Origin of the sequence: Luteibacter sp., from assembly GCF_036499525.1 — a bacterium.
In the GTDB taxonomy this organism is placed as follows: Bacteria; Pseudomonadota; Gammaproteobacteria; order Xanthomonadales; family Rhodanobacteraceae; genus Luteibacter.
Genome location: NZ_DASYDO010000052.1, coordinates 1 through 18,114, shown reverse-complemented (window position 1 = coordinate 18,114; position 18,114 = coordinate 1). Strand labels below are relative to the sequence as shown.

General features: G+C 66.6%; 17 protein-coding genes. 7 read left to right on the top strand and 10 right to left on the bottom strand.

Annotated elements, in window-relative coordinates:
* Positions 1-6: 6 nt before the first annotated feature.
* The 8 genes from pepQ to rph all read right to left on the bottom strand — a co-directional run bounded on the left by pepQ (position 7) and on the right by rph (position 7,854).
* Complete coding sequence (gene pepQ, locus VGM71_RS09775; protein WP_331544531.1) at positions 7-1,329, bottom strand: Xaa-Pro dipeptidase; 1,323 nt, start codon at positions 1,327-1,329, stop codon at positions 7-9.
* 204 nt (positions 1,330-1,533) lie between these two features.
* Positions 1,534-2,145: a hypothetical protein gene (locus VGM71_RS09770; protein ID WP_331544529.1), complete on the bottom strand. Its 612-nt coding sequence runs from the start codon at positions 2,143-2,145 to the stop codon at positions 1,534-1,536.
* A 58-nt stretch (positions 2,146-2,203) separates the two neighbouring features.
* Positions 2,204-2,551, bottom strand: a complete 348-nt coding sequence (locus VGM71_RS09765; RefSeq protein ID WP_331544527.1) for a PilZ domain-containing protein — start codon at positions 2,549-2,551, stop codon at positions 2,204-2,206.
* On the bottom strand, positions 2,548-4,758 hold the full coding sequence (locus VGM71_RS09760; protein ID WP_331544525.1) for a DUF1631 family protein: 2,211 nt from the start codon (positions 4,756-4,758) through the stop codon (positions 2,548-2,550). The genes VGM71_RS09765 and VGM71_RS09760 overlap by 4 nt, the downstream gene beginning before the upstream one ends.
* A 104-nt stretch (positions 4,759-4,862) precedes the next feature.
* Positions 4,863-6,020 carry a radical SAM family heme chaperone HemW gene (gene hemW, locus VGM71_RS09755; protein WP_331544523.1) on the bottom strand — a complete coding sequence of 386 codons (1,158 nt, stop codon included), beginning with the start codon at positions 6,018-6,020 and terminating at the stop codon, positions 4,863-4,865.
* Positions 6,017-6,613: an RdgB/HAM1 family non-canonical purine NTP pyrophosphatase gene (rdgB, locus tag VGM71_RS09750; RefSeq protein WP_331544521.1), complete on the bottom strand. Its 597-nt coding sequence runs from the start codon at positions 6,611-6,613 to the stop codon at positions 6,017-6,019. The genes hemW and rdgB overlap by 4 nt, the downstream gene beginning before the upstream one ends.
* A gap of 3 nt (positions 6,614-6,616) precedes the next feature.
* A complete protein-coding gene (locus VGM71_RS09745) occupies positions 6,617-7,126 on the bottom strand; it encodes an N-acetyltransferase (protein WP_331544519.1) in 510 nt (169 codons plus the stop codon).
* Positions 7,123-7,854 carry a ribonuclease PH gene (rph, locus tag VGM71_RS09740; RefSeq protein ID WP_331544517.1) on the bottom strand — a complete coding sequence of 244 codons (732 nt, stop codon included), beginning with the start codon at positions 7,852-7,854 and terminating at the stop codon, positions 7,123-7,125. The genes VGM71_RS09745 and rph overlap by 4 nt, the downstream gene beginning before the upstream one ends.
* Positions 7,855-7,935: 81 nt before the next feature.
* On the opposite strand from rph, the gene VGM71_RS09735 reads away from it, so the two are divergent.
* The 3 genes from VGM71_RS09735 to VGM71_RS09725 are packed head-to-tail and all read left to right on the top strand — an operon-like array spanning position 7,936 to position 11,524.
* A complete protein-coding gene (locus tag VGM71_RS09735; protein ID WP_331544515.1) occupies positions 7,936-8,799 on the top strand; it encodes a YicC/YloC family endoribonuclease in 864 nt (287 codons plus the stop codon).
* 2 nt (positions 8,800-8,801) lie between these two features.
* A complete protein-coding gene (gene argS / locus VGM71_RS09730) occupies positions 8,802-10,538 on the top strand; it encodes an arginine--tRNA ligase (protein WP_331544513.1) in 1,737 nt (578 codons plus the stop codon).
* 56 nt (positions 10,539-10,594) lie between these two features.
* A complete protein-coding gene (locus tag VGM71_RS09725) occupies positions 10,595-11,524 on the top strand; it encodes a M14 family metallocarboxypeptidase (RefSeq protein ID WP_331544511.1) in 930 nt (309 codons plus the stop codon).
* 5 nt (positions 11,525-11,529) lie between these two features.
* Here VGM71_RS09725 and VGM71_RS09720 read toward each other — a convergent pair whose 3' ends face one another.
* A complete protein-coding gene (locus VGM71_RS09720) occupies positions 11,530-11,946 on the bottom strand; it encodes a cupin domain-containing protein (RefSeq protein ID WP_331544509.1) in 417 nt (138 codons plus the stop codon).
* A gap of 94 nt (positions 11,947-12,040) precedes the next feature.
* Here VGM71_RS09720 and VGM71_RS09715 point away from each other — a divergent pair, with 94 nt between their 5' ends.
* The 3 genes from VGM71_RS09715 (at position 12,041) to VGM71_RS09705 (ending at position 17,223) form a co-directional block, all read left to right on the top strand.
* Positions 12,041-13,480 (top strand): PLP-dependent aminotransferase family protein, encoded by a 1,440-nt coding sequence (locus tag VGM71_RS09715; protein ID WP_331544507.1) that lies wholly within the window; start codon positions 12,041-12,043, stop codon positions 13,478-13,480.
* Positions 13,481-13,623: 143 nt separating this feature from the next.
* The gene (locus tag VGM71_RS09710) at positions 13,624-15,825 is read left to right on the top strand and encodes a penicillin acylase family protein (protein WP_331544505.1); all 2,202 of its coding nucleotides are present in this window, start codon (positions 13,624-13,626) and stop codon (positions 15,823-15,825) included.
* Positions 15,826-15,900: 75 nt separating this feature from the next.
* On the top strand, positions 15,901-17,223 hold the full coding sequence (locus VGM71_RS09705; protein ID WP_331544503.1) for an amidohydrolase family protein: 1,323 nt from the start codon (positions 15,901-15,903) through the stop codon (positions 17,221-17,223).
* Here VGM71_RS09705 and VGM71_RS09700 read toward each other — a convergent pair.
* The gene (locus VGM71_RS09700; RefSeq protein ID WP_331544501.1) at positions 17,220-17,465 is read right to left on the bottom strand and encodes a hypothetical protein; all 246 of its coding nucleotides are present in this window, start codon (positions 17,463-17,465) and stop codon (positions 17,220-17,222) included. The two genes, VGM71_RS09705 and VGM71_RS09700, sit on opposite strands and share 4 nt — an antisense overlap.
* A gap of 412 nt (positions 17,466-17,877) precedes the next feature.
* Between VGM71_RS09700 and VGM71_RS09695 the strand changes: the two genes are divergently transcribed.
* Positions 17,878-18,114, top strand: a 237-nt coding sequence (locus tag VGM71_RS09695) for a hypothetical protein (protein WP_331544499.1), incomplete at its 3' end; no start/stop codon positions are given.

The window sequence follows — 18,114 nt, the reverse complement described above, 5'->3', positions numbered from 1 at the left end:
ATTCCATCACAGCAACGCGAAAGCATCCCGCGTCAGGTTCTCCGGCTCGCCGGTCGTGCACACCACATCGTCCTCGATACGGATGCCGCCGTACTTGCGGAACGCATCCACTTTCGCCCAGTCGATGTCCGCCGAGAACGGCTTGTTCTTCAAGTCGGCGAGAAGCATGTCGATGAAGTAGATGCCCGGCTCGATGGTCACCACCATGCCCGGCTCCAGGTTGCGCGTGAGTCGCAGGTACGGATGACCTTCAGGTTTCGCGATCGTGCCGCCCGTCTCGGCAGCCTGGAAGCCGGCGACGTCATGCACCTGAAGACCGATCCCGTGGCCCAGGCCGTGCGGGAAGAACGCCGACGATACGCCGGATTCGACGGCGCTTTCCGGGCTCATGCGGATGAAGCCATGGTCGTGCAGCACACTGGCCAGCACATGATGGGCGTGCACATGCAGTTCGGGATAGTTCTGGCCCGCGCGGACCTTCGCCACGAAGGAACGCTCGGCGGCATCCATCGAATCGATCAGCACCTGGAATTCGGAAGCCTGGCTGCCTGCGTACGTCCGCGTGATGTCGCTCGCGTAGCCCGATGCGCTGGCGCCGGCATCGATGAGGAACGACCGGCTATCGGCCGGTGCGCGGCGATCGAAGTTCGTGTAGTGCAGCACGGCGCCGTGCTCGTTGAGGCCCACGATGCTGGCGTACGGCAACTCGGCGTCGATCTGGCCCACGGCGGTGAGGTAAGCGAGGTGGATGCCCAGCTCGCTTTCGCCCTGGCGGAACGCACGCTCCGCGGCGCGATGGCCGCGCGTGCCACGACGGCTGGCCTCGCGCATCAGCTCCAGCTCGTAGGGCGTCTTGTACGCGCGGTGATAGTGCAGGTGGTCGATCACCGCCGGTGGATTGTTCGCGCACACTTCCTGCAGGTTGCAGTACTGGTCGCCGATGATGGCGCAGCGGGACAGCGCGGCGGGCAGCTCGGCGATGGCATCGGCGGGCTTGCGCACCACCACGATGTCGAAATGGTCCACCCAGTAACCCGAGGGTGCCTCCGGCACCACGTGCCAGTAATCGCGTGGCTGCAGGAAAACCAGCTTCGGCTTCTCGCCCGGCGTGTACACCAGCCAGCTTCCCGGCGCGTCGGTCAGTGGCAGCCAGTGCTTGAAATGCGGGTTGGTGATGAACGGATAATCCTGATCATCCAGGAACTTGGTGATCGGCCGCCCGGCCGGGACCACCAGGTGATCGAACCCGCCGCGGGCCAAAGCGGTGTCGGTGCGCTCGCGCAAGGCGGCGAGGTGCTGGGGGTAGAGCGCGGCCAGCGCGTTGTTCATGGTGGACTCCGGGGGGCGTGGGGCAAACGCCAATGGTGCGCCTCCATGATGCCGTAGCCAAGCCCGCAGGAGCGCGCCCTGCGCGCGACATGTTTTCGCACCTGTCCACAGATTCACGCGCCAGCGTCAGGTCACAGCCTCAAAACCTGTCGCGCGCAGGGCGCGCTCCTACGGGAGCTTCGCCCTCACGCGTTGGCTTCGCCCTCACGCGTTGGCGAAGACGACCGTGTAATCGCCCGCGATATCGCCCAGCCGGTGGCGTAGCGTGGTGGCCGCGTATTCGTTACCGCCGAGCAATCCCTTCAGGTGCGCGCCGTAAAGGGTGATCGCGAAATGCCCCACCGCGAAATCGTGCGCCGGCGACCGCCACACGTGCAGCGGTGTCCAGGTGGCGCAGGACGGGCAGGCCACATACGCCGAGTCGGGAGCGTCGCACCACACCACGAGGGCCTCCTCCAGTGCGTCGCTGCCTTCGTCGCCCAGCGAGAGGGCGGCATGGCATTCGGGGCAGCGGATGGTGAAGCCGCCATCGTAGCGGCAGAAGATGCCGTTCTCGCGGCCGCCGTCGACGAGATGGGCGCCGCCGTGACCGTCCTCGCGCCAGCGATGGCCGCTGGCATGCAGGCCGATGGCGAGAATGCCGGTTTCGGCGACGAAACCTTCGTCGAGCACGCGGAAGCGCGCTTCTTCGTCGCCATGGGGTCGCGCCGCAATGGTGCCGTCACCCACGAGGTGCAGGTAGAGGCCCGTCGCGGCGGCTGCGGCGTCGTCGCGTTCGAGGTCGGTATCGACCAGGATGGTGGTGGCATCGCTCATGACGAGGGATGTTGGACGTCCACCGGGGGCATCGTAAAGCATGGTCTGGGGCTTCCGTTCAGTCCGCTGGTGGTCCGAGCCACTCGTCGATGGCACGTACGGCGTCGTCGCCTCCGGAAACGATGCGGTAGCCGGACCAGAACTGTCCTGCCGACGCCGCCGGTTCGTGCCATTGCTCCTGGATGCCGATTTCGATGCGATGTTCGCGGTGCTGGGCGTCAGGCAATGTGAAGGCCACCTGGTATACCCCGCCGTGGACGGGCTCGCTCGAGACCAGCAGCATCATGCCGCTCGTCGAAAGATTGCCGAGCTGGCCGATCACACGCTCGTTCATCACGTCGACCACCGGGATCGGAGCGGTGGCGCGTTTGCGTGCGGCGCGGCGCTGGTCGAATTCACCGCTCATGCGTGGCCCGCCACGCGCTCGGGCGCGCTTTCACGGCGCAGGTTTCGCGCCACAGCCCGCCACGCGCGATCCACGATCGACAGCCGCTGTTCCTTCCACTCGCGTACTTCGCCACCGGCGACGAGCCGGGCAAGGCGGGTGAGATCGATATCCTCGGTGCGTCCGCCGCGCTGGTTCACGAACAGGCAGCGGCCCGTGCCGGGAGAGAACCAGGCCAGCTTGCGCAGCGCGACGATGCCGTCCGGCTGGATGAATTCGAACCACGTGCCGAAGCGCAGGCTGGCGAAACCGTCATAGATCGCTTGCGCCGTGGGGTCGAGGGGCGTCGGTTGCACCGGCGCCGCTGTCTCGCCATGCGCGGTGCCTTCGCCGAGGCGGGGGCGTTGCTTCAGGCGCAAGGCCACGTCGCTCGGCGTAAGGCCGTCGTCCCTCTGCCTGCCGGGCGGTTCGAAAACACCCGCGGCCACCTGCGCCGCTTCAGCCGAATGCATGCCGAGGTGTTCCAGGCCGCGTTCCACGTCCTGGCGCAGTTTCTGCGGATCGGTGATCGGACGACGGCCCAGCAACTGGTCGGTCACCCCGAGGCAGTAGAGGAAGGCCTCGCCGTTTTCGCCGCCGCGAAGGATGTGCAGGGCAAGCACGTCCGCCCAGGTGCGCTCCAGCAGGATGCGCAGCACGCCGCGCGGCGCGGCGCCGCGCACCATGTGCTCGTTCATGATCTCGGTGGCGCGCTGGCGCGCGCGCTCCAGGCGGTCGCGGCCTTCCATCGCCTCGATCTGGCGACGCTCCGACACGTGTGCCTTGCGCGAGAGCAGGGCGATCTGCTGCTCGATATCGGCACGCCACGTGGGGTCGATCACCTGCGCATGACTGGCTTCGACCACCAGGCGCTCGAGCCGGTCCACCAGTGCCGCGTCGGGTTCGCCCTCGGAAGGATCGAGCCAGTGCTGCGCCGCCTCGCTCACCGTGTCCAGCAGCTGGCGGGCAGGGTGCTCGGTCTGGTCGAAGAAGCCGCGATCGTTCACCGCCGCGCGCAGCATGGGCCACTGCAGGCCGCCGAGCACCGCGCGTCCGGGGCTCGCCGCAGCGAGTTGCTGGCCGAGGCTCTGGAACAGCATGGCCGTGAGTTCCACCGTGTCGTCCTGCTCGATGGTCAGTTCGGCCGGTGGCGAGCCGCTCGGGCGGCCGAGGTTGAGCTGATGGATGAGTTCCTCACGCAGCGCCTGCGCACTGTGGATCTCGCGCTGGGCGGCGTCGGCCACGTCGGTGACGTGTCCTTGCAAGGCCAGCAGGGCGGTCTGCAACTCATCGTCCGAGGCCAGTCGACCCGGCGCGAAGCCTGCGCCGCGGCCGGTCTGCACGCGGCTGGCGAGCAGGGCGCGCAGGCCCTCCAGTACGCCGATGTGGCCCTCGACGGTGGTCGTCGCCGTGCTGGCGGCGGCGCCCGTTGGTTCGCCCGGGGCTGCGTCCGTGGCCTTCGCGCGCCGTTCCGTGGAGGGCGTGGCCGCGACGCGCACGTTCGGATACACGCGAAATCCCGGGAGGATGCCGCGCGTGCGGTAGTGCTCGTTCAGCGCCCCGTAGAAGGCTTCGCCGTGGCCGAGCACGTGCGCATCGACCGCCTGGAACAGCAGCAGGCGGTGCGGAATGGAGAGGGGCATCGGAGCCGCGGCGCTTTCGAACGCGGCGGTGAGGGCGCGCGGTCCGGCCGGCAGCGCGTCGCCTTCCAGGGGCGCCGTGCCGGCGAGCACGGCAAGCCGATAACCGAGTTCGAACAGGCTGCTCGCGCTGCGCGCCTCGCAGCGCGCCGCCATGCTCGCCAGCGCGTCGGCCTGCTCCTGCTCATCGGGATCCACGAGACTGAGCGTGAGGTGCTCGGCTCCGGCCCCGGATTTGCCACCAGGCACCTCACCAAGCTGGCGGAAGCGCTGCGAGAGGTGGGCGGCGAAACGGTTGCGGAAGCCCGGCCCGTCGCGCTCGACGATACCGCGGCTTTCGAAGCAGGCTTGCTGTTCGAGGTGGTTGCGGCTCGCTTCCGCGGCCGCGAACAGGCGCCGGTCGAAATCGCGTAACGCATCGCGCAACGGCATGTCCAGCCAGGTCAGGCACAGCGACAGGCCCTGCTGCGCTTCGCGTTCGGCACGCGGCGACAGGGCGACGGGATGCGGTCCCGTCCGGCCGTACGGCGGCTGCGTGCCTGCACTCATTCGCGGAGGTCCTCCTCGACCCTGCGATCAGAGTTTAGGCGGCGGTGCGGCGGCGGCGCCAGCGTACGAGCGGCTCGCTTATGGCTTAGGGCGATTGGGATAGATCAGGCCATGAAGGCTTCGATGACGTCGTTCAGGAAGCGCTGTCCCAGTGGCGTTGTCTTCAGCAGGGCAGGATCGTCCACCAGCCAGCCGCGTGCCTTGCCGGTGGCCAGGCCAGCACCGATCGCCGCCTGCGGCAGCGCTGTGCGCCCGGTGAAATCGGTGGCAGGCACGCCGTCGATCAGGCGCAGCGCGTTAAGCATGTACTCGAAAGGCAGGTCGGCTGCCGTTACCGGGCCATCCCCGCCGATCCGGTCCGCCTGGCCGGCGCTGGCCAGGTAGGCCGCCGGCAGGCGGGTCTTCCAACGCCGGTGCACGCCGTTCGCGTCGCTGATCTTGCCGTGCGCGCCCGCACCGATGCCGAGATAGTCGCCGAAGCGCCAGTAGTTGAGGTTGTGCGCGCACCGCCGTCCCGGCCGGGCATAAGCGGACACTTCGTACTGCCCGTAACCCGCCTCGGCCAGTCGCGCCTCGCAAGCCTCCTGGATCCCCCAGGCCGCGTCGTCGTCCGGCAACGGCGGCGGATTCGCGGCGAAGGCGGTGTTCGGCTCCAGGGTGAGCTGGTAGTGCGAGACGTGCGCCGGCGCGAGCGCGACGGCACGTTGCACATCGTCGAGCGCGCCGGCCAGGCTCTGTTCGGGCAGCGCGTACATCAGGTCGATGTTGATGTTGTCGATGCCGGCATCCTGTGCCTCGCGTACGGCATTCGCCGCATCGTTCGACGAGTGGATGCGGCCCAGGCGGCGCAGCTTGTCATCGTCGAAACTCTGCACGCCGAAGGAGATACGGTTGATGCCGGCGGCGAGGTAGCCGTCGAAGCGACCGTGCTCCACCGTTCCGGGATTGGTTTCCAGCGTGACCTCGGCATCTCCGGCGAACGGCAGGCGCTCGCGAGCTCCGTCGAGGAAGCGGCCGACGAGTTCGGGCGAGAACAGGCTCGGCGTGCCGCCACCGAAGAACACCGTTTCGATGGTGCGCCCATGCACGGCCGCGCCGAAGTCGCGCAGATCGGCATCGAGGTCGTCGAGCAGCGCGTCGACATAAGCCGCGTAATCGGGTGTGCCGCGCAGGCCGTGCGAGTTGAAGTCGCAGTACGGGCATTTGCGCACGCACCACGGCATGTGCACGTACAGCGACAACGGCGGCGGCAACAGGCTCATGTCCCCAAGTCGGCGAGGCGGGCCCTGAGCATCGCCAGGGCCTGGCCGCGATGGCTCAGGCGATTTTTCAGTGCCGGGTCGAGTTCGGCGGCGGACATGTCGAAACCGTCGGGCAGGAACAGAGGGTCGTAGCCGAAACCGCCGGTACCACGCTCCGACTCGAGGATGCGGCCGTGCCAGCGCGCTTCCGCGATCAGCGGCGCCGGGTCTTCGGCATGGCGCAGCAGGACCAGGACGGCGATGAAATGGGCACGGCGCCGTTCCGCGGCAACGCCGTCGAGTTCGCGCAGCAGCTTTGCCCTGTTGGCGGCGTTGTCGCCATGCGTGCCCGCGTAACGCGCAGCGTAGAGGCCGGGCGCGCCGTCCAGTGCGTCGACGCAGATACCTGAATCGTCGGCGAGCGACGGCAGCCCCGTGGCACGCGCTGCGTGGCGCGCCTTGATCAGCGCGTTCTCGACGAAGGTGAGGCCGGTTTCATCCGCATCGTCGACGCCGAGCGCTGTCTGCGCAACGAGTTCCAGGCCAGTGTCGGCGAGCAGTTGTTCGAGTTCGGCCAGTTTGCCGGCGTTGCCGGAGGCCAGGACGATGCGCATCGATCAGAGTCCTTCGGAAAATTCGGGCGCGTAGTCCACGCGGCCCCGGTAGTCGCCCAGGCCATCCACCGTGAGCGCCAGCACCTGGAAGGCGTTGCCGCCCTGGAAAGCATCGTGCAAGCCGTGCGAAGACGCCTTGGCGAAGCCGAAGCCCGCGTAATAGGCGGGCGAACCGAGGACGAAGATGGCCCGCGCATCGCGCACGAAGCACGCGCCGATGCCTTCCTCGATCAGCGTACGGCCGATGCCCTGGCGCTGGTGGTCCGGCAGCACCGCGACGGGAGCAAGGCCCAGGGCCTTGCCGTCGTCCCCTTCCTCCACCGTGACCGGCGAGAACAGGACGTGTCCGAGCACCACATCTTCGTCGTCTACCGCGACCAGCGAGATCGTGTCGCGACCGGCCTGGACCAGACGCTTGACCAGGCCGGCTTCCGCTTCGCGACAGAACGCGGCACGGTGCACGCCGACGATGGCGTCCAGGTCGGCAGCGGTCGCGGCGCGGACGTCGGTCACGGCATGGCCTCCAGCGCGGCACGCTGCGCTTCCACCAGCTCCGCGATGCCCTTGGTGGCGAGGTCGAGCAGGGCATCCATCTCGTCGCGGCGGAACGCATGGCCTTCGGCCGTGCCCTGCACCTCGATAAAACCGCCGCCGTCGTTCATTACCACGTTCATGTCGGTATCGCAGTTGGAGTCCTCGGCGTAATCGAGGTCGAGCACCGGCAAGCCGTTATAGACGCCCACCGACACGGCGGCGATGGCGCCGAGGATGGGATTACGCTTGATCGCATTGCGCTTCGTGAGGGTCGTCACCGCATCGACCAGCGCGACATAGGCACCGGTAATGGCCGCCGTGCGCGTGCCGCCGTCGGCCTGGATCACGTCGCAATCCAGGGTGATCACGCGCTCGCCGAGGGCGGCGCGGTCCACGCAGGCGCGCAGCGACCGGCCGATCAGGCGCTGGATCTCCATCGTGCGGCCGCCCTGGCCGCCGCGCGCGGCTTCGCGTTGTGTGCGGTCGGTGGTGGCCCGGGGCAGCATGCCGTATTCGGCCGTGACCCAACCCTCGCCCTTGCCGCGCAGCCACGGTGGTACGCGCTCTTCGATCGATGCGGTGCACAGCACCTTGGTGTCGCCGAAGGAAACCAGCACGGAGCCTTCCGCGTGGCGGGTGTAATGACGTTCGATGCTGACGGCGCGCAACTGGTCGGCGGCGCGCCCGCTAGGACGGGTGGAGGTCATGGAGGGCCTGATTTGGGCACGGACGGTGGGTCAGTTTACCATTGCCCCTCCTTTCCCGACGCGCATGCCGCGAGGCCATCGATGATCCGCAGCATGACCGCCTATGCCTCCGCCGAAAGCGCCGGCCCTTCCGGCACGCTCACCTGCGAGCTGCGCACCGTCAACCACCGTTACCTCGAGATCAGCCCCCGGCTGCCCGACGAGATGCGCGGCTTCGAAAGTGCCCTGCGCGAGCGCATCGCCGCCCGGCTGTCGCGCGGCAAGGTGGACGTCACCGTGCGCCTGCGCGCCGAGCCCGGCTCCGGCGAGGGCCTGCGCATCAACGGGTCGGTGCTCTCGCGCCTGTCCGAACTGGCGCTGGACCTCGAACAGCGCTTCCCGCGGATGCAGGTGCAGTTCACCGAACTGCTCCGCTTCCCGGGCGTGCTCCAGCAGCCAGAGGCGGACGCCGATGCATTGCAGGCCGCCTTGCTCGACGTGCTCGACCGGGCCCTGTCAGTACTGGGCGACACGCGTGGCCGCGAGGGCGGCAAGCTGGGCGAGATCCTGCACGAGCGCCTCGACGGCATGGAAAAGATCGTCAGGGACGTACGCGGCTGGCTTCCGGACATTCGTGCGGCGCTGCGCGCCCGCCTCGAATCCCGCCTTGCCGATATTCGGCAGCCGGCCGACCCGGGCCGCCTCGAACAGGAACTGGTGCTGCAGATCACCCGCATGGACGTGGACGAGGAACTCGATCGTCTCGCCACCCACATCGACGAAGCGCGCCGCGTACTGGCGCTGAAAGAGCCGATAGGCCGGCGCCTCGACTTCCTCATGCAGGAATTCAACCGCGAGGCGAACACGCTGGGCTCGAAGTCCGTGGATTCGCGCACCACCAATGCCGCCGTGGAGCTCAAGGTGCTGATCGAGCAGATGCGCGAGCAAGTGCAGAACATCGAGTGAGCATGGATCGGAGTTCCCCGACCCTGTTCGCGCACGTCGATCGCCTTTTAGCCGACGCTTTCGCCGCATGTGGCCTTGAAACGGAGGGCGTTCGAGCCGTGCCCGCGCAGCGGCCCGAGCTTGGCGACGTTCAATGCAATGCCATCATGGCGCTCGCCGGCCGGCTGAAGCGCCCGCCTCGCGAACTGGCGGAAGCCGTGGCCGCGAAGCTTGAAGCGCTGGACGACTTTGCGGACGTCAACGTCGCGGGGCCCGGTTTCATCAACCTCAAGCTCTCCAACAGCCTGCTCTCGCATTTCGCGGGCATGCAGGCTGCCGCCCCGCGCGGCGGTGTCCTGCCCCAGCCTCCGGAGACGATCGTCATCGATTTCGGGGGGCCGAACGTCGCCAAGCCGCTGCACGTCGGTCACCTGCGTTCGCTCGTGCTGGGCGAGAGTCTGCGGCGCATCCTGCAGGCTCAGGGGCACCGCGTTATTGGCGATGTCCATCTCGGCGATTGGGGCCTGCAAATGGGCATGCTGATTTCCGAGGCGATGGTGCTCTGGCCCGAGGTTGCAGAGGATGGCCCGTGGCGTACCGAGCCTCCGTTCGACATGCAGACCTTGCAGGAGCTCTATCCGCGCGTTGCCGCCACGTGCAAGGCAGACGCCGCCCGCATGGCTGTCGCGCGTGCCGCCACCGCGGCTCTGCAGGCAGGCAGCGAGCGGCATAGGCGCATATGGGAAGTCATACGCAGGGTGTCGCTGGAGGCGCAGGCGCGCGATTTCGCCACACTTGAGGCGCACTTCGACGAGCTGCTTGGCGAGAGCCACGTCCAGCCGTTGATTCCCGACATGGTCGCCGACCTCGTCGCCCGTGGCGTCGCGGTGCGCAGCGATGGTGCGCTGGTGATCGACGTGGCACAGGACGACGACGAGTCGCCGATGCCGCCGCTGCTCCTCGAAAAATCCGATGGGGCGTCGCTGTATGCGACCACCGATCTCGCGACGATCGTCGATCGCCGGCAGCGGCACCATCCGGAGCGCATCGTCTATGTCGTGGACCAGCGGCAGGCGCTGCACTTTGCGCAGGTATTCCGTGCAGCGAAGGCTGCGGGATTCGCCGATGGGACGGAACTGATCCATGTCGGCTTCGGGACCGTGAACGGCAAGGATGGCAAGCCATACAAGACGCGCGACGGTGGGGTGGCGCAATTGCACGACCTGCTGGCGGAAGCCCTGGACAAGGCGCGCCTGCGTCAGGTCGAAGGCGGTCAGTCGGAAGCGAGCGCCGTCGCCACGGCGGTGGGCATCGGCGCTGTGAAGTTCGCTGACCTTTCGACCTACCGGACCTCGGGCTATGTCTTCGACGCCGAGCGCATGGTGTCTTTCGAAGGACGCACCGGCCCATACGTCCAATACGCCTGCGTCCGCATCTCTTCCATGCTCGACAAGGCCGAAAGGGAAGGCATGGCTCCCGGTGGCATCGAGGTGCGTGAGCCGACCGAACGGCAGCTGGTGTTGCTTTGCGCGAGGTTTCCGGAGGTGGTCGCCTCGGCGTCGTCGCATTACGCACCCAACGAGATCGCGGATTTCGCCTATGAACTGGCCCAGGCGTTCAGCCGCTTCTATGCCGAATGCCCGGTGCTTGCCGCGGGCGAGGCCGAGCGCGGTTCCCGGCTGGCGCTTTCCGCCCTGACGCGCGGCGTTCTCTCCGAGGCGCTCGACCTGCTTGGCATCGACGTGCCCGAGCGGATGTAACGGGACGTCTCCCGACTACTTAGAATGGTCAGTCTTCTTACCTGCAGGATGTCGCCGTGAACAAGCCGTCGTCGTATGCCATCGGTACGCCCGGAACGCCCTGGGGCGACAGCGAGATCGCCACCTGGCGCGCACGGCAGGTCAAGCAGCGGGACTACGCAGACGATGTGCTGAAGGCGATCGAGCCAATGCGCAGCCTTGGTTTCGACGTTTCCCAATATGGCGCACTCGACTACGCAGGCGAGCACTTCCCATTACTGGCAGTCCGCAGCCGCGACTGGCGCGACGAGCTCCCGGTGATGCTGGTCACCGGTGGCGTCCACGGCTACGAAACCAGCGGCGTGCACGGCGCGTTGCAGTTCCTGCGCGACCACGGCGGCGACTACGCCGGACGCGCCAACCTGCTCGTGGTCCCTTGCGTCAGTCCGTGGGCGTACGAGCGCATCCATCGCTGGAATCCTGATGCGATCGATCCGAACCGCAACTTCCGCGAGGGCAGCCCTTCGGGTGAGGCAACTGCCCTGGTGACCCTGCTGGCCCCGTCGCGCGGCCGCATCCTCATGCACATCGACCTGCATGAGACCACCGACTCCGACGAATCCGAATACCGCCCGGCACTCGCGGCTCGCGACGGCAAGAGCTTCGAGCCGGGCGAGATCCCGGATGGCTTCTATCTTGTCGACGATACCGAGAATCCGCAGCCCGCTTTCCAGAAGGCTGTAATCGAGGCCGTCGCGCAGGTGACGCATATCGCCCCCGCGGATGCGCATGGCGACATCATCGGTTCGCCCCAGGTAGCGCCAGGCGTCATCGAGTATGCGCTGAAGAAGCTGGGGCTATGCGCGGGTATCACGAACGCGCGCTATACGACCACCACCGAGGTTTATCCGGATAGCCCGCGCGCCACGCCGCAACAGTGCAGCGACGCGCAGGTGGCGGCGGTGCGCGCTGCGATCCAGTACGCACTGGATCATCCGGCGCGCTGACGCACTTACTTGTCCGGCGTCGTCAGCGTCGTGTCGTTGCTGTCGACCACGAACACGGCGAGCAGCTTCGCGGGCTCCGTCTTGCTGGCGTTGCGGCTGATGCCGTGGTGCTGGCCTGGTTCTTCGTAGAAGGATTCGCCCGCCTTGTAGACGCGTGCCGGACCGTTGGCCACCTGGCTTTCGATCGCGCCCGAAACGACATAGGCGTAGATGAAGGCGGACTTCGCATGGGTGTGCGGCTGGCTGGTGCCACCGGGCGCGTACGTGACTTCCACGGCAGTGAGCATCTTGCCGGGCAGGTTGGTGATGGCATGGGAGAAGTTCGGCTTGACGTTGTCGCCCGCGTCGTGCGCGCTTGCGATGACTGCCAGGGACATCGCGGCGGTGGTAGCCAGGGCGATAACGAATCGATGCGCTTTCATGGAATGACTCCGTGGGGGGGGGAGGGCAGCTTGCGCCGTCTTAGGTGTACCGAAAAGAACCAGGAACAGTCATGTCGGATGTACCATCGATCGCATGACGTCCCTACTTGAAATCAGGCTCGATCGTTCGGCTAGCACTACGCTGGTCGAGCAGATTCGTCTTGGCGTTCTTGCGGCGATCGAAAGCGGTGCGCTGGAGCCCGGGGCGAGGTTGCCTTCATGGCTGACCCTGGCGGCACAGCTGGGCGTGGCGCGGGGAACCGTGAAATCCGCCTATGAGCGGCTGGCCGACGAGCAGGTCGTCGTCTCCTCCGGTCCGGGCGGCACACGGGTGGCGGATCATCCCGTGCGCGCGGAGTTCGTCGTTCGACCGGGCGGGACAGAGCCGCCGCCGGCCCTGTACGCGCATCTGCTGGCCCCGCCGGTCACGTTCCAGATGGGCGTGCCCGCGTCTGACCTTTTTCCGGTCGGGCTGCTCGCGCGCCTGCGCGCTCACGCCGCCCGTGCGGAGGCGGCCGCCCTCGCGGTATATCCCGATCCGCGTGGCGAGGCAGCCTTGAAGCGCGAAATAGCCGCGCACCTCGCGCTCGCGCGGGGTTTCGACTGCCGTCCGTCACAGGTCTTCGTCACCGCGGGTTTCACCGGTGCCCTGGGCCAGGTGTTGAGGTTGCTCCAGGTCGAAGGCGGCAAGGCATGGATGGAAGATCCCGGGTTCTTCCAGAGCCGTCGCGCGCTCGAGCTCGCGGGCGTCGCACCGGTGCCGGTGCCTGTGGACGAGGAGGGAATGGACGTCGCCTATGGCATGGCGAACGTGCCCGATGCCGCCGTGGTCCTGGTTACCCCCGGCCAGCAGGCACCGCTTGGGTCGACCTTGTCGTTACGCAGGCGGGTCGACCTGATCGAATGGGCGGTGCGCAGCGGTGCATGGATCATCGAGGACGACTACCTCGGCGAACTCCAGTTGAAGCGGCGGGCGGCACCCGCGCTTGCTTCGCTGGATGGATTCGGGCGCGTGATCCACATCGGGTCGTTCAGCAAGACGGTGAGCCCGTCGCTTCGCCTCGGCTTCGTCGTCGTTCCCCTGGCGCTCGTGGATCGGTTCAACGAAATCGTGATGTGCCTTGGATCGGCTCCGGGCCCTGCCGTTCAGCAGGCCATTGCCGAATTCATGCGGGAAGGGCATTACATGCGGCACCTTCGCCGCATGAAGCGCATCTATGCCGAGCGTGGCGACTTGTTGCGGACGACGCTCGAGCGTGCAGGGTACGACGTTCGCATCCGCGCCCTCAGTGTCGTGCTCAGTCTTCCCGATGGCGCGCCGGACGTGGCCATCGCGGACCAGGCGCGCCAGCTTGGACTGGCGCCCGAACCGCTGACGCGATGGTTCGATGCCCGCAGCAGGGCGTCGCCCGGATTGCTCCTCGGCATCGCGACATCGACCGAGGCGCAGATCCCCACCGCGTGTGAGCACCTGCACCAGTTGATCCGCACCTTCCTCCTCCCGACATCCGGGCCGGGTCATCGTCTTTTGTAAAAAAAGTCCGATACCTCCCGGTAGGGCGCGAGGCGAAGCTTTGCGGAACCGCCAGGCAGTGAGATAGCGTTGGAAGGGCAGGCAGGGACCTCCGGCACTTGACCGGATGCGCACGAACAGGTCTAGCATCGCCGATCCCTTCCATGGCAGCTATCCCGATGATCCTTCGCCGGCACGCCCTGTTCATCGCCCTGGTCCTCGCCAGTCCCGCCGTGTTCGCCAATCCTGTATCGGCCGATGCGGCACGCTGGAAGAAGGAAGCGGGCGCGGTCACCATCGTGCGCGACGACTGGGGCATCGCCCATGTCCACGGCAAGCGCGACGTCGATGCGGTGTTCGGCATGGCGTATGCCCAAGCCGAGGACGACTTCAATCGCGTCGAGACGAACTACCTCACGTCGCTGGGCTGGATGGCGCAGGCGGAAGGCGAATCCGCGCTGTGGACCGACCTCCGCCAGCGCCTGTTCGTCGACGAGACACAGCTGAAATCGATGTACACGCGTTCACCGTCCTGGCTCCAGGGCCTGATGAACGCCTGGGCCGACGGCCTCAACTATTACCTCCAGACACATCCCAACGTGCATCCGCGTGTCATCACGCATTTCGAGCCGTGGATGGCGCTCAGCTTCAGCGAGGGCAGCATCGGCGGCGACATCGAGCGGGTGAAGCCTTCCGGTTTGCAGGCGTTCTACGGTAAGGATCCGGCTGGAGCGCTTGCACAGGTCGTGCCGCCCTCCAGCTGGGCCGAACCCACCGGTTCCAACGGCATCGCCATCTCGCCGAAACTCACGACCGACGGTCATGCGCTGCTGTTGATCAACCCGCACACCTCGTTCTTCTTCCGCTCCGAACTGCAGATGTCGAGCGACCAGGGCCTGGACGCCTACGGCGCGGTGACCTGGGGACAGTTCTTCATCTACCAGGGGTTCAACAAGCACATCGGCTGGATGCATACCTCCACGGGCGCCGACGTCGTGGACGAATTCGCCGAGACGATCGAGCGCAGGGACGGCAAGCTGTTCTATCGATATGGCAAGGAGACGCGGCCGGTGACCGTGCGCGAGATCGTGGTGCCGGTCCGCGCGGCCGATGGCTCGCTCGTTGAACACCGCTTCACGACTTATGCCACCCACCATGGCCCCATCATTCGTGCCGACGGTGACAAATGGATCGCCGAGGCGCTGATGAACAAGCCGCTGGAAGCTCTCCAGCAGAGCTGGCTGCGGACCAAGGCGAACGATTACGCCGCCTACATGAAGGTGGCCGAGTTCAAGGCGAACTCCTCGAACAACACGCTCTATGCGGACGACAAGGGCAATGTCGCCTACCTGCATCCGCAGTTCATCCCGAATCGGGACGATCGCTTCGACTATACGAAGCCGGTTGACGGCAGCGATCCGGACACCGACTGGAAAGGCCTGCTGCCGCTGGACAAGGCGCCACACCTGTTCAATCCCGCCACGGGCTGGATTTTCAATACCAACGACTGGCCGTATTCGGCGGCCGGTCCCGACAGTCCGAAGCAGGCGGATTTCCCGCGTTACATGGACTCGGTTGGCGAGAATCCGCGTGGCCTGCATGCGACGCGCGTGCTCACCGGCAGGCAGGGCTTCACCCTGGCTTCGCTGATCGACGCCGCCTTCGATCCGTACCTGCCGGCGTTCGAGCGCCAGTTGCCGATCCTCATCGGGGACTACGATGCGCTGCCTGCCGGTGATCCGATGAAGCAGCAACTCGCGGGGCCGGTCGCGCTGCTTCGCACCTGGGACTACCGCTGGGGCATCGCGTCCATGCCCACGTCGCTTGCGGTGTTCTGGGGTGACATCCTCTGGGACAAGGCGAGCAAGCTCGACACCGCCGAAGGTCTTTCCATCTACGACGTCATGGCTGAGAAGGCCGGCCCGAAGGCGCGCCTTGCCGCACTGGCGGAAGCCGCCGACCGCCTGGAGAAGGATTTCGGCAGCTGGGGCGTGCCCTGGGGCGAGGTGAACCGCTTCCAGCGCGTCGATGGCGCCATCAGGCAGCGCTTCGACGATACGAAGCCCAGCATCCCGGTGCCGTTCACATCATCGCGCTGGGGCTCGCTCGCATCGTTCGGCGCCCACCGCTGGCCGGGGACGAAACGCTATTACGGCACCAGCGGCAACAGCTTCGTTGCCGTGGTGGAGTTCGGCGAGAAGGTGCGCGCCCGCGCCATCACCGCCGGCGGCGAAAACGGTGATCCGGCCTCGACGCATTTCAACGACGAAGCGGAGCGCTATACGACCGGCAACCTGCGGAAGGTGTACTTCTGGCCCGAGGATCTGCAGGGACATGTGGAACGGATATATCACCCGGGCGAGTAATGTCGCAAATTCCTGCTGCCGTTGAATTCGTCCTGCCATTGCAGTCATATAACCGTTTTCCAGGGGAGAGGCGCAATGGCTCGACGCACGAAGCTGTGGGGACTGCTTGCTCTGTCACTGTTGTCGATGGGGTGCGCTGCCGACGATGCACCTGCTCCTGCCGGCCCCGTGTTACTCAAAGCCGACCGCGTCTTCGACGCGCGCGACGAGCAGACACACGAAGGGTGGGTGGTGCTCGTGCAAGGTGGAAAGATCGCCGATGTGGGCCCTGCGGCGACGGTCGCCGCGCCCGCGGGCACGCAGACCATCGACCTGCCTGGCACGACCCTGCTGCCCGGCCTCATCGACGCGCACTCGCACGTTTTCCTGCATCCCTACAACGAGACGCTGTGGAACGACCAGGTGCTCAAGGAAACGCTGGCGTTCCGCACAGTGGAGGCAGTGAAGCACGCACGTGACACGTTGATGAGCGGTTTCACCGCCTTGCGCGACCTTGGCACCGAAGGTGCAGGCTATGCGGACGTGGACGTACAGCGCGCGATCGACAAGGGACTGATCCCGGGCCCGCACCTTTTCGTCGCGACCCGCGCGACCATCGCGGCGCATTGCTATGGCCCCGGTCCGCTCGGCTTCCGCGAGGACATCGACCTCCCGCAGGGCGGCATCCCCGTCAGCGGCACGGCACAGATGATCGACGCCGTGCGCGACCAGGCGGCGCACGGCGCGGACTGGATCAAGATCTACGCCGACTACCATTGCGGCAAGAGCAAGGGCTCGGTGCCCACCTTCACCGAGGAAGAGCTGAAAGCCGGCGTCGACATGGCGCACTCGTTGGGCCTGCCGGTTGCCGTGCATTCGAGCACGGCGGAAGGCATGCGCCGTTCCGTACTTGCCGGCGTCGACACCATCGAGCATGGCTACGACGGCACGCCCGAGGTGTTCGCCCTCATGAAGAAACACGGTGTCGCGTACATGCCGACACTGGAAGCCAGCGCGGCCTACGCCGAGTACTTCGGTGGCTGGAAACCCGGTCAGCCGCCGACGGAAGAAATGCAGAAATCCGCCAAGGCCTTCAAGACGGCCATGGAAGCGGGGGTCACCATCGGCAACGGCAGCGACGTGGGTGTGTTCACCCACGGCACGAATTACAAGGAACTGGAGTGGATGGTGCGCGACGGCATGCGGCCGGCGCAGGCACTGCTGGCCGCCACCGCGGTCGACGCTAAGGTGCTGCGACAGCAGGACCATATCGGCCAGCTGCGCAGCGGCCTCGACGCCGACATCATCGCCGTCCCGGGCGATCCCGCGAAGGACATCGGGGTACTCGCCCACGTGAGCTTCGTGATGAAGGGTGGCGTGGTCTACAAGCGCCCCCAGGGAGCCTCCGGGGCTCCCTAGGCGTCCGCCATTTCGAGATCCGCGTCGGGCGAGGCCTGCCGCGGTTCGGCAGGGGTCCGCGGCTCGGCACAGTCGCCCGCCGCGATCTCGCCGAGGCAATGGCCTGGCACGAGATCGTCGCTGGTGCCGTAGTAGCCCGGCGACCAGTTGTGCCGGCGAACGGCATCCTCGTGCCGCACGGTCTCGAACTCCAGCTTGTGCGGATAGTAGTTGAGCGCATTCATGGTAAGGGCGACGTACATGGCCATGCCTCGGTGCACGGACTCGTGCGGAAGCGGATGGGCGAGCCGGGTCTCGCGTCCCCGCCCGCGGCGAGAAGCCCAAGGGGCGAGCGTAGATCGGTGGGCCGGTCGTGCGTGGGACGTTGGTCCCTATGCATGACCGAGGATGCGCCGGCGCGTATTAAGCATGCGTAATCGAACTGCGTTTTGAGCCCTGTTTTTAAGGGGTTTCGTCCATGACTGATGGCACATGACGTGATCAGTTCCGGTTGTTGCTCATGTAACCGATTTATGCCGGTGCCTGGTTTCGGGAATATGTAGGGTAGCGAAGGAATGATGCGGGAAGAACTTCGGTCGATTTTTCAGAATCGTCCTAAAGTCAATCGGTAGCATCGTTGCTACCGTGACTCCTCTTCCATGAAAGGGGTCACGCATGGTCAGCGCATCCAATCTGTACGGCACGCTCAAGGCCACCGGCGCCCTCATGCCCGACCTGCCAAGGGCCAAGGCTCACGCGCCGCAAGCCAAGCCCACGCCGCGCGATCCGGTGCAGCACTGGGCCTATCCCTTCGCCCTGCGCGACACGAGCGCCACCGACAGCATGCACAGCCATTTCAAGGCACTGGCGGGCATGACCTATGGCTTCTTCCCACTCTCCAGCAATGGGTTC